This window comes from Actinobacillus equuli (assembly GCF_900636745.1).
Taxonomy (GTDB): Bacteria; Pseudomonadota; Gammaproteobacteria; order Enterobacterales; family Pasteurellaceae; genus Actinobacillus; species Actinobacillus equuli.
The window spans coordinates 592,856-604,562 of record NZ_LR134310.1; the positions used below are offsets into that span (position 1 = coordinate 592,856).

The 11,707-nt window shown below is 40.3% G+C and carries 10 protein-coding genes; 3 read left to right on the forward strand and 7 right to left on the reverse strand.

Annotated features, from left to right (window positions below; genetic code table 11):
* The 4 genes from EL121_RS02725 to EL121_RS02740 are packed head-to-tail and all read right to left on the reverse strand — an operon-like array spanning position 1 to position 3,968.
* A complete protein-coding gene (locus EL121_RS02725; protein ID WP_005624087.1) occupies positions 1-624 on the reverse strand; it encodes an NADH:ubiquinone reductase (Na(+)-transporting) subunit D in 624 nt (207 codons plus the stop codon).
* Positions 624-1,397 (reverse strand): Na(+)-translocating NADH-quinone reductase subunit C, encoded by a 774-nt coding sequence (locus EL121_RS02730; protein WP_039197525.1) that lies wholly within the window; start codon positions 1,395-1,397, stop codon positions 624-626. Before EL121_RS02730 ends, EL121_RS02725 begins: the two co-directional genes overlap by 1 nt.
* A 2-nt stretch (positions 1,398-1,399) precedes the next feature.
* Positions 1,400-2,632, reverse strand: coding sequence for an NADH:ubiquinone reductase (Na(+)-transporting) subunit B (locus tag EL121_RS02735; RefSeq protein ID WP_014991978.1), 1,233 nt, complete (start codon positions 2,630-2,632; stop codon positions 1,400-1,402).
* A gap of 4 nt (positions 2,633-2,636) precedes the next feature.
* Positions 2,637-3,968, reverse strand: a complete 1,332-nt coding sequence (locus tag EL121_RS02740) for a Na(+)-translocating NADH-quinone reductase subunit A (protein ID WP_039197527.1) — start codon at positions 3,966-3,968, stop codon at positions 2,637-2,639.
* 477 nt (positions 3,969-4,445) lie between these two features.
* On the opposite strand from EL121_RS02740, the gene nfuA reads away from it, so the two are divergent.
* Positions 4,446-5,045, forward strand: a complete 600-nt coding sequence (gene nfuA, locus EL121_RS02745) for a Fe-S biogenesis protein NfuA (RefSeq protein ID WP_039197528.1) — start codon at positions 4,446-4,448, stop codon at positions 5,043-5,045.
* 77 nt (positions 5,046-5,122) lie between these two features.
* Here nfuA and add read toward each other — a convergent pair whose 3' ends face one another.
* The 3 genes from add to EL121_RS02760 all read right to left on the reverse strand — a co-directional run bounded on the left by add (position 5,123) and on the right by EL121_RS02760 (position 8,948).
* On the reverse strand, positions 5,123-6,157 hold the full coding sequence (gene add / locus EL121_RS02750; RefSeq protein WP_039197529.1) for an adenosine deaminase: 1,035 nt from the start codon (positions 6,155-6,157) through the stop codon (positions 5,123-5,125).
* A 159-nt stretch (positions 6,158-6,316) separates the two neighbouring features.
* The gene (locus EL121_RS02755; RefSeq protein WP_039197530.1) at positions 6,317-7,981 is read right to left on the reverse strand and encodes a ribonucleoside-diphosphate reductase subunit alpha; all 1,665 of its coding nucleotides are present in this window, start codon (positions 7,979-7,981) and stop codon (positions 6,317-6,319) included.
* A complete protein-coding gene (locus tag EL121_RS02760; RefSeq protein WP_005624106.1) occupies positions 7,968-8,948 on the reverse strand; it encodes a ribonucleotide-diphosphate reductase subunit beta in 981 nt (326 codons plus the stop codon). The genes EL121_RS02755 and EL121_RS02760 overlap by 14 nt, the downstream gene beginning before the upstream one ends.
* Before the next feature lie 357 nt (positions 8,949-9,305).
* On the opposite strand from EL121_RS02760, the gene dusA reads away from it, so the two are divergent.
* Positions 9,306-10,277 (forward strand): tRNA dihydrouridine(20/20a) synthase DusA, encoded by a 972-nt coding sequence (dusA, locus tag EL121_RS02765; RefSeq protein WP_039197531.1) that lies wholly within the window; start codon positions 9,306-9,308, stop codon positions 10,275-10,277.
* 65 nt (positions 10,278-10,342) lie between these two features.
* Positions 10,343-11,707: a nucleotide 5'-monophosphate nucleosidase PpnN gene (gene ppnN, locus EL121_RS02770; protein WP_039197532.1), complete on the forward strand. Its 1,365-nt coding sequence runs from the start codon at positions 10,343-10,345 to the stop codon at positions 11,705-11,707.

The following is an 11,707-nucleotide window of genomic DNA, read 5'->3' on the forward strand; positions in this document are numbered from 1 at the left end:
TTATTTCTCCACTTGCTCTGGTTTCCAGGTACGAATTCCCCAAATCACAAAACCGATAATGAAGAACGCACTTGGCGCTAATAAGAATAAACCGTTTGCTTGATACCAACCGCCGTTTTGAACAGTTTCTAATACGGTAATACCGAAGATTTTACCTGAACCGATTAATTCACGGAAAAATGCCACGATGATTAACATCGCACCGTAACCTAAACCGTTACCAATACCGTCAACGAAACTTTCTACCGGACCTGATTTCATTGCAAATGCTTCAGCACGACCCATTACGATACAGTTAGTAATGATAAGACCTACGAATACAGAAAGCTGTTTCGATAAGTCATATGCATACGCACGTAAAATTTGGTCAACTAAGATTACAAGTGATGCAATGATAGCCATTTGTACAATGATACGAATACTATTAGGAATAAAGTTACGAATCATTGAAATAAACATACTAGAGAAAGCAGTAACTAAACTTACTGCAATCGCCATTACTACCGCAGTTTGTAACTGAGTAGTTACCGCTAATGCAGAACAGATACCTAAGATCTGTAATGCAATCGGGTTGTTATCCGCGATTGGAGATAACAATAACTTTTTAAGATTGTTACTCGCCATTAGTTAGCTCCCATTGCTGCTTTGAATTTCGCTAAATATGGACCGAAACCGTTAGCACCGAACCAATATTTGAATGAGCCGTCAACACCGTTTGAAGTTAATGTTGCACCAGATAAGCCGTCAATACCGTGATCTTTATCTGCTGAAGCACCTTTACCAACGGTTAATGCCACTTCATTGTTTGCGTTGAATAATTTCTTACCTACAAAGTTTTTCTGCCAGTTAGGGTTAGCGATTTCGCCGCCAAGACCCGCAGTTTCACCTTGTTCATAGTAAGTAATACCATTTACGGTGTTCGCATCTGGTTGAACCGCAACAAAGCCGTACATAATTGACCATAAACCGTTACCGTACATAGGAAGTACGACTTGGCTTACTTTACCCGCTTCGTCTTTTACTAAATAAACTTCCGCATATTTAGCGCGTACTTTGATGTTCGCTTTATCATCAGCCGGATTGATCGCTACGTTTTGTGCAGGATCTTTCGCAGCTACTTTCGCATCAAAGTTTGCTACACCTTCAACATAATCACCGGTCGCTAAATCAACGATTTTAGGTTCGATGAATTTCGCATAGGTTTCTTGCACGTTTGTATTTGGCTGCATTAAACCTGCTGCTTGTAAAATGTTCTTTTGTTTATCAAGCACTTTCTGAATATCTTGCGTAGGTTTAAGCAATACTGCCGCACCCGCTACGATAAGAGAACAGATTAAACTTAATAACACAACAACGGTTAAAGTACCGCCTACGCTATCTTTATTAAATTTAGCCATTTTTATGCCGCCTTCGCTTTTCTACGTTTGATGTTGCCTTGAACTACTAAGTAGTCGAAGATCGGAGCAAATAAGTTAGCGAATAAGATTGCTAACATCATACCTTCCGGATACGCTGGGTTTGCTACACGGATAACAACACACATCACACCGATTAACGCACCGTACCACCATTTACCTTTGTTAGTAAATGCCGCTGATACAGGGTCTGTTGCCATGAAGAACATACCTAATGCGAAACCGCCTAACACTAAGTGCCAATGCCATGGCATTGAGAATAGTGGATTTGTGTCTGAACCGATTAAGTTGAATACGGTTGCTGTTGCCGCCATACCAACAAATACGCCGGCAATAATGCGCCATGAAGCAATACGTGTGAACACGATAATTGCCGCACCAATCATTAACATAAGTGTTGAAACTTCACCGATTGAACCAGGAATATTACCTAAGAAAGCATCCATCCAAGTAATTTCTTGACCGGTTACTGCGTGTTTAAGCGCACCTTGACCGCCTTGCGCCCATTGTGAAAGCGCTGTTGCACCAGAGAAGCCGTCCGCAGCAGTCCACACTAAGTCACCTGAAATCTGTGCCGGATAAGCGAAGAATAAAAACGCACGACCCGCTAATGCCGGGTTCATAAAGTTTTTACCTACACCACCGAATACTTCTTTCGCAACCACAACACCGAAGGTTGTAGCAAGCGCCGCTTGCCATAATGGTAATGTTGGTGGAACGATTAACGCTAATAAGATAGAAGTAACAAAGAAACCTTCATTAATTTCATGCTTACGCACCATTGCAAATACGACTTCCCAGAAACCACCTACAAGGAAAACCGTTAAGTAGATAGGAAGGAAATAAGTCGCACCAAGAAGCATTTTACTGCCCCAACCTGCATCGGCGGTTAAGGTTGCACCTAATGCATCTGAAAAACCGTAATGCCAGTTACTTGCGATTGAATCCGCTAATGTACCTAAATGGCTTGTTGCAAGAATTGCTTGCGCACCCACGTTATACATACCCCAGAACATTGCCGGGAATAACGCTAACCATACGATAATCATCATACGTTTAGAATCTAACGCATCACGTACGTGTGAATCTTTACGAGTCACAGTACCCGGTGTATAAAGAATGGTATATGTCGCTTCAAAAAGCGTGTACCATTTCTCATATTTTCCACCTTTGTGAAACGCAGGTTCCATCTTTTCAAAAAGATTTTTTAAACCCATTTTATTAACCTTCCTTCTCGATCTTATCTAACGCAGCACGTAACATCGGACCGTAGTTGTTTTTACCCGGGCAAACATAAGTACATAACGCTAAATCTTCTTCATCTAGCTCTAAGCAACCTAAGTTTTGCGCAGAATCGGTATCGCCGGCCGCTAAGTCACGAAGTAATAACGTAGGAATAATATCTAACGGCATTACACGCTCATATGCACCGATTGGCACCATTGCACGCTCACCGCCGTGAACTGCAGTCGTGAAGTTAAATAATTTTTTGCTGAAGTGACCTAATACGGTACGTGTGATAGAGAATTTATCCGAACCTGGCATAATCCAACCGAATAATTCTTTCTCACGACCTTCCGCAAGTACAGAAACTTGTAGCGCATAACGACCTAAGTAGTTAACCGGACCTGTCGCCGTCGCACCACTTAACACTGAACCTGAAATCACACGGTTTTCACCTGCATTCAGTTCGTTTGCCGTTAATTGTGAAAGGTTTGCACCAAGACGAGTACGTACTAAACGTGGTGTTTTTACTTGCGGACCAGCAAGTGCAACAACACGGTCGGTAAATAATTCACCGCTTGTGAATAATTTACCGATTGCGATTACATCTTGGTAATTTAAATGCCATACGGTTTTGGTTAAACCTACCGGATCAATAAAGTGAATGTGAGTACCCACTAAACCTGCCGGGTGACGACCTGCAAATTCGTGAACGTTTACACCGCTAACTGACGGAACATTCGCACCAGCTGCTTTCACTAAATTCACTTTCACGCCTAAACGAGTTAATACCGTTAAACCGTGTTCGAAATCGTTTTTGTATTCGTTAATAATCACTGTCGGATCAGCGCTTAACGGATTGGTATCCATTGCATTAACGAAAATTGATGCAGGTGTCGCATCAACAGCAGGAACTTTGCTGAACGGACGTGTACGGAATGCTGTCCATAAACCTGATTCAACAAGATTTGCTTTTACTTGTTCCGCTGATAAAGAGGCTAATTGCGCAGCTTCATAGCTCTTAAAGGTAATTTGCTCATCACCCTCAACTTTAATTACGACTGATTGAAGAACACGTTTTTCACCACGGTTGATCGTTACTACCGTACCGCTTGCTGGGGCTGTAAATACTACGCCAGGGTTCTTTTTATCTTCAAAAAGTACCTGACCTTTTTTCACTACATCGCCTTCACGAACTTTCATTGAAGGACGCATCCCCACATATTCTTCACCAAGCATCGCAACTTCATTAACGGTATTGCCGTTATGGATTACTTGTGCCGGCGTACCTGCAATAGGTAAATCCAAGCCTTTTTTGATTGTAATCATATTGTTTGCACTACTTTTTGTTGGGTTAAAAAATAAGATTGCGAAAAATCGCAATCGCTTCTCTTGAGCCGTAACGTTAATTTAAAAACAAACGAATTCCCCCACTTGTTTCTAAAAAGTTACATTAAGTTCTCAAATCTGGGTTTTTATCTTGGAATTAATTCACAAGCTAAAATAAACGAGGTATTTTACCTTAAAAACGAGCTAACTTTCCACAAAAACACACGATTTTCGGGTGCTAGACCTTGAATATTTGAAATAAATCAATATTTATTAGACAATTTTTTAACATTTACCTCTAAAGGGGTAATCCATATTTCAGTGTTTTAACTCCAAACAAGCGGTCAGATTTTCTAAACTTTTTGCAAAGTTTGTAACAATTGGTAATTACAAAATTTTGAGTAGAAAAAACCGCCTGTAAAGCGTAGAATACCCGATAATTTTACTCAATTTAAATAACGAATTTGGAAACTCATAATGGAACAACAAGAAGTCATTCATATTTCGATTTCTGAAGCTGCGCAAGCGCACTTCCGTCGTCTTTTAGAACAACAAGAAGAAAATACCAATATCCGTATTTTCGTGGTAAATCCAGGCAGCCCTAATGCTGAATGCGGCGTATCTTATTGCCCGCCAAATGCTGTTGAAGAGACCGATACACAATTTGAATATAACGGTTTCTCTGCGTTTGTAGATGAAATTAGCTTACCTTTCTTAGATGAAGCGGAAATCGATTACGTAACGGATCCAATGGGATCACAGCTTACGTTAAAAGCGCCAAATGCCAAAATGCGTAAGGTTGCGGATGACGCGCCTTTTATCGAACGCTTAGATTATGTGATTCAAACTCAGGTAAACCCGCAATTAGCAAGTCACGGCGGTCGAGTGACGTTAATCGAAGTGACGGAAGATAAATATGCGATTCTACAATTTGGTGGTGGCTGTAACGGTTGCTCGATGGTGGATGTCACCTTAAAAGAAGGGATCGAGAAACAATTATTAGCAATGTTCCCTGACGAGTTAGTCGGAGTGAAAGATGTAACCGAACACCAACACGGCGAACATTCTTACTACTAAATAACATAAAAAAGCACGAGTAACTTAGCTCGTGCTTTTTTTTGCAACTTTTCAGCCAAATTTAACCGCTTGCTAGACTAGAGTAATGCTGGATAACGTTGTTGAATTTCGCTCAATAAGGCTTTTTTATCTTGTTTCGAGAGAAAAGCCGCTTCAATCGCATTAAATAAAAGTTGCTGCGCCTCTTCTTTACTAAGCTGATAATCGGCTTCCAATAGGTGGAACTCATTTTTCACATTTGTTTGCGAAACCGTCATATTATCGCTATTTAACGTTGCCACCACACCTCGCTCTAAAAATGTACGTAGCGGATAATCTTGCAAACATTGAACCGTTTTAGTTTGCAAATTACTACACGGACACATTTCTAACGGTGTTCGACTACCAATCAATTTACGCATCACGCTTTCCGACTGAATTGAACGAATACCATGTCCAATACGTGAAGCGCCAAAATTCAGTGCTTGCTCAACACTCTCTGCGCCTGCAGCTTCTCCGGCATGAAGGGTAAACGGTACACCTAATCCATTTGCATAATCAAATTCTGCACTAAAATTCGCTGTCGGAAATATACCTTCCGCACCGGCTAAATCCACCGCCACCACACCGGCTTCGCCTTTGCTTAAATATTTATGGGCTAAACGTACAGTTTCTAAATTTTCCGCCTGGTTATCCGCTGCTCGCATACAGCATAAAATTAAATTCGCTTTAAACAATTGGGTCTTGGCTAAGCCTTCTTGTAAACCTTTAATCGCCGCCTGTACCACTTGCTCTTGCTCCATACCTTTTTGCGTATGAAATTGTGGTGCAAAACGAATCTCCGCATAAAGCAAGCCGGCTTGATCTAATCGCTGTAGAACATCGGTAACGGACGAAGCTAACGCTTCAGGGGTTTGTAATAACGAAATGGGTAACTCGAAACAGCGTAAATATTGATTTAAATCGCTACAATCTTGCGGGACGGAAATAAAAGGAAGTAAGGTTTGCGGGTCAGAGGAAGGGAGTTGAATTTGCTGTTTAGCAGCCCATTCAATCATCCATTGTGGTGATAAAGAACCATCTAAATGCAAATGTAGGTCTATCACCCCATATGTTGCTAAGTTTAAAGCCATATTGTCTCCTTAACTGTTATTGATATTTTATATATGGTTGCACAAAGATTACACAAATTTACGCAAAATAACAATATATAAAACAATAAGCGGTGTAATTTCCGAGAAATATTACAGATATAAAAACACCACCTTACGGTGGTGTTTACTAGATTTTAATTAACCTTCACAGCTAGAACAACTTAATAAGTTACGGTTAAACACTTGTGCCGCACTCATTGAGTATTGGTAATAAATTGATTTTAAACCGAGTTCTTCTGCGGTTAAGTATAATTGGTTTAAGTCACGAGCCGGTGTTGCCGGGTGAACCATGATATTAATACTTTGACCTTGGTCGATATATTTCTGACGTTGTGCCGCTTGCTGAATCACGCTTAACTGACTAATTTCAGAGAAGGTTTTGAATACTTCTTTTTCTTCATCGGTTAGTTGTTCTAAGTGCTGTACAGAACCGTCATTATGTAAAATCGATTCCCAAATCTCTTCCGTATCTAAACCTTTTTCTTGGAGTAATTTCTCTAAGAACGGGTTTTTATACACGGTTTTGATTTTCGCTAAATCTTTAACATAGTAGTTAGATTTAAACGGTTCAACCGATGGTGATACGCTACCTAAAATAAAACTACTTGATTTCGTTGGCGCAATACTCATTAAAGTGGTATTACGACGACCATAACCTTTTAAGATTTCCGGCTCACCAAAACGTTTCGCTAACACTTGTGACGCTTTTAAGGTTTTCTCTTGTAACGTTTTAAAGATTAAGTTGTTTTTTTGCATTGCTTGGAAGCTATCAAACGCAATGTTATTCGCTTGTAAGTAGCTATGCCAACCTAATACGCCTAAACCTAATGCACGGTGACGAGTTGCAAAGCGATGTGCACGATCTAAGAACGGCATATCTTTACTTTTCTCGATAAACTCACTCATTACCACGTCTAAGAAGTAGGTTAATACTTCAGGCGCATCCGTATCTTTCCACTCATCAAAATAAAGTAAGTTCATTGAAGAAAGACAGCAAACGAAGCTTTCATCATTGCTTGACGGAAGCATAATTTCGGTACATAAGTTTGAAGCGTGTACCGTCATATTTTTATCTTTATAAACGTCCGGACGACCGGCATTCGCATTATCTTTGAAGAATAAATACGGAATACCCGTTTCCGTTTTACGTTGTAAAAGTTTTGCCCAAAGTTGACGTTTATACGGGTCACCCGCTTTCATTGATTCTAACCAATCATGACCGACACATACGCCGTAATACATTAATTGGATTGGGTTACCTTCGGTATGAATATCTAACCATTCGTCAATATCGCCGTGTTCAATATCGATATAACCGGCAAATTGGCCTTTACGTGACGTACCTTGAGAAATAACGTCAATCACCGTATCAAACAATTTACTAAAGTTGAACGAACCGTCTGATTTACCGTTATTTTTAATTGCCGAACCACGCGGACGAATATCACCGAAATAAGCGGAAGTACCGCCACCGATTTTACTCATCATCCCCACTTCAGCGGTCGTCACCATAATTTCGTGGATTGAGTCACCGATGTAGCTACCAAAACAAGAAATCGGTAAACCACGATCTAAACCGAAATTCGACCAAATCGGAGAAGAAAGTGAGAAATAACCACGTGCCATATAGTGATAGAATTTATCCGCATAACCTTCGATACCGAGTTTATGCTCTGCGTGTTCAGCGATAAAACGAATACGCTCTAATGCGGTTGTTCCTTCAAGTAAGTAACCACGTTGTAAAAATAAGCGGCTATCTTCATTTAGCCATTCAAAATCAGGGCGAGTATTAGAATAAGTCATCTGCGGTAATCTGCTTCATTTTTTTGCTGTAATCAGTACTACGTTTGTTAAAGAAATCTGTTTCTTTCGTTGACAGGATTTCAATATCAAACCACTCAGTTTCTTTTAGTAATTCAGGATTTACATCGTATGGAGGCTCTAAACCTAGCGTCATTAACGAGTTGTTATAACGGCTACGAATATAGTTTTCTACCGCTTCACGACTAATAAAGCTTAAATCGCCTTCTTCAAAAATCCAATCTAAAATGCCACATTCCGCCTCAAACGCTTGAGTAGATAGGGTCTTTAATTCTTCAAAAAATTCCGGAGTGAAAAGCTCACTGTGTTCATCGCGTAAAATTTCGTATAACGCAATACCGAATTTACCATGAATTTCTTCTTCTTTTGATGTTGCTTCAACCGCATTAGAAATCCCTTTAAAGAGGTTTTTATGCTTATTGAACGACATCATAATTAAGAACTGACCGAATAATGAAATATGTTCTACGAAAAGAGAGAATAAAACGAGTGAAAGTACGAATTCACCTTTACCCGCATCTTTATCTTTCATGAACGATTCCATATAACGAATACGGTTCATTAACGGTTCAATGTCTTGGATTTGGCTAAACATTTCGTTTAAGCCTAATTTTTCTAATAAAAACGAGTATGCATCTTTGTGACGAACTTCCGACTCTGCGAATGTACCACCTACATCATCCATTTCCGGTTTTGGGAAATAGCGATATAGTTCACCCCAGAAACGTTTTACGTTTACTTCCACTTGAGAAATCGCCAACATCGCACGAGTTAACACATGACGTTCGTGATCATTGATATCAATACGGTAGTTCTGAATATCACCGGTAAAATTAAACTCCGTATGCAACCAATAAGAATGGCGAATTGCATCTTTAAATTCTAATAATTCAGGGTATTCGTATGGCTTGATGTTCAAGCGTTTTTCAAAAAGATTTCTTTTGGACATACTCGTTAACTCTATCTTTATTCATTAATAATTAAGGCGTGGATTTTAGGGAAAATTTTTTAGTACCACAAGTCTTGACAAACAAGCTTTTTAGCTAGTCATTTGATTTATAAAGAAAAAAATTTTTGTCAATTTATAAATCAATATCTAGTGGTTTATTTGTAAAAATCTACTAGATATTGTATTGCATTAATTATAATCAAATTACAAGCCGAACGTAAAAACCGTGAATTCACAAGCGTTTTATAGTATGATGAACGAAATTTTGATCCCTTTACAAGCGGTTAAATTTAGCGAAAAATTTACAAAAGATCCGCTAAATGACACCGCTTGTTATTTTTATTCGTGAACAACCTTATGCAAAATCAATTTTACCGCGGACGTTTTTCCGTTGCACCAATGCTTGATTGGACCACTCGTCATTGTCGCTACTTCCATCGCCAATTTAGCCAACACGCTTTGCTTTATACCGAAATGATCACCGCGCCGGCGATCATTCACGCAAAATACGATCTGCTTGAATACGATCCGAGTGAAAACCCGGTTGCATTACAGCTTGGCGGCAGCGATCCGGCTCAACTTGCCCATTGTGCCAAATTAGTTGAAGAACGCGGCTATGCGGAAATCAATTTAAACGTCGGCTGCCCTTCCGACCGTGTACAAAACGGGATGTTCGGCGCTTGTTTAATGGCAAAAGCCGATTTGGTTGCCGACTGTATCAAAGCAATGCAAGATGCGGTGCAAATTCCGGTGACGGTTAAACATCGTATCGGTATTGATGACTTGGACAGCTACGAATTCTTATGTGATTTTATTGAGAAAGTACAGCCGTATAGTAACGATTTTATCGTTCATGCTCGCAAAGCGTGGTTGTCCGGTTTAAGTCCGAAACAAAATCGTGAAATTCCACCGCTTGATTATGAGCGTGTTTATCAACTCAAACGTGATTTTCCGCATTTAAATATTTCGATTAACGGTGGTATTAAAACTGTTGATGAAATCAAACAGCACTTGGCATTTGTCGATGGTGTAATGGTGGGGCGTGAAGCCTATCAAAACCCGTCATTGTTAGGCGAAATCGATTCGCAAATTTTCGGTGAAAATCGACCGCTTGTCACTGCCCGAGAAGCAGTTGAAAAAATGTTGCCTTATATTGAAGCGCAAACGCAAAAAGGGGTTTATTTAAACCATATCGTTCGCCATATGTTAGGCGCATTCCAAAACTGTAAAGGCGCACGTCAATGGCGTCGTCATTTAAGTGAAAACGCCACCAAGCAAGGCGCAGGCGTTGAAGTCGTTGAACAGGCACTCAGCTTTGTACAAGAATAATTAAATTTGCTATTTCCCCCTAAGCAGGCATAATGTTTTTATCTTATGTATCCTTCGGGGGAAATATGACTATTCATTCAGTCAATCCAAAAGGCAGTTTAGACCAACTTTCACATTTGGAAATGGAATTGCTGACCAAAAACGCACAAGGTAATCTCTATTCACTCTATCGCAATTGTTCGCTTGCCGTGCTAAATTCCGGCGCAGTCACCGATGACAGTCGCGCACTGCTCAATCAATATCAACACTTCGACATCAATCTGATTACCCGTGAAAAAGGGGTAACGCTTGAGTTGCACAACCCGCCAGAAACCGCTTTTGTTGACGGTAAAATGATGCTCAATATTCAATATCATTTATTTGCCGTATTACGTGACATCGTTTTTGTAAACGCCCTTTCTCAATATTTCAAACAAGATCAACCGCAAACCGATTGTCGCTATATCACCAATCAAGTCTTTTCAATTTTACGCAATGCCAAGGCACTTGAGATTGGTTCTGATCCGAATCTAATTGTTTGCTGGGGCGGTCATTCGATTAACCAAACCGAATATCAATATTGCCGAGCAGTCGGGACCGAATTGGGATTACGTTTACTTAATATTGTCACCGGCTGTGGTACCGGCGTGATGGAAGCGCCAATGAAAGGTGCTGCAATCGGTCATGCGAATCAGCGTTATCAGCATAGCCGTTTTATCGGAATCACCGAGCCGTCTATTATTGCCTCCGAGCCGCCGAACCCGATCGTCAACGAATTAATTATTATGCCCGATATTGAAAAACGGTTAGAAGCATTCGTGCGTATGGGACACGGCATTGTCATCTTCCCCGGCGGCCCCGGCACATTAGAAGAATTACTTTATATCATTGGTATAAAACTCAATCCGGCTAATAAGTTACAACAATTACCGGTAATTTTGACCGCACCGCCGGAAAGCGCCGATTATTTCACCGCGATTGATGAATTTATAGGTGAAACGCTTGGTAAAGAAGCGCAACAACAATATGAAATCATCATTGATGATCCGGTTTTAGTCGCCCAAAAAATGGCACAGGCAATGAAAGAAGTGAAACGTCAGCGCCAAGCGCTAGCCGATTCATACAGTTTTAACTGGTCGCTAAAAATTGATGACGCTTTTATTTTGCCTTTTGCTCCGACTCACGAAAATATGGCAAATATTGATCTGCATTTTGACCAAGCTCCGGCGCAATTAGCGGCGAATTTACGCCGAGTATTTTCGGGTATTGTTGCCGGTAATATCAAACCGGATACACAAGATATGATTGAACAATACGGTCCCTTCCAGCTTAAAGGCGATCGCAAATTAATGGAGAAAATCGACCGCTTGTTACAACGCTTTATTCAGCAACATCGTATGAAATTACCGACCGGAGAGGCTTACAAACCTTGTTATCAGATTCATAAATAG

Bases quoted from the DNA above. Each gene is read 5' to 3' on its own strand.
- EL121_RS02760 (WP_005624106.1), bottom strand. From the start codon at position 8,948: ATGTCCAAAAGAAATCTTTTTGAAAAACGCTTGAACATCAAGCCATAC.
- dusA (WP_039197531.1), top strand. From the start codon at position 9,306: ATGCAAAATCAATTTTACCGCGGACGTTTTTCCGTTGCACCAATGCTT.
- ppnN (WP_039197532.1), top strand. From the start codon at position 10,343: ATGACTATTCATTCAGTCAATCCAAAAGGCAGTTTAGACCAACTTTCA.
- add (WP_039197529.1), bottom strand. From the start codon at position 6,157: ATGGCTTTAAACTTAGCAACATATGGGGTGATAGACCTACATTTGCAT.
- EL121_RS02730 (WP_039197525.1), bottom strand. From the start codon at position 1,397: ATGGCTAAATTTAATAAAGATAGCGTAGGCGGTACTTTAACCGTTGTT.
- nfuA (WP_039197528.1), top strand. From the start codon at position 4,446: ATGGAACAACAAGAAGTCATTCATATTTCGATTTCTGAAGCTGCGCAA.
- EL121_RS02740 (WP_039197527.1), bottom strand. From the start codon at position 3,968: ATGATTACAATCAAAAAAGGCTTGGATTTACCTATTGCAGGTACGCCG.
- EL121_RS02725 (WP_005624087.1), bottom strand. From the start codon at position 624: ATGGCGAGTAACAATCTTAAAAAGTTATTGTTATCTCCAATCGCGGAT.
- EL121_RS02735 (WP_014991978.1), bottom strand. From the start codon at position 2,632: ATGGGTTTAAAAAATCTTTTTGAAAAGATGGAACCTGCGTTTCACAAA.
- EL121_RS02755 (WP_039197530.1), bottom strand. From the start codon at position 7,981: ATGACTTATTCTAATACTCGCCCTGATTTTGAATGGCTAAATGAAGAT.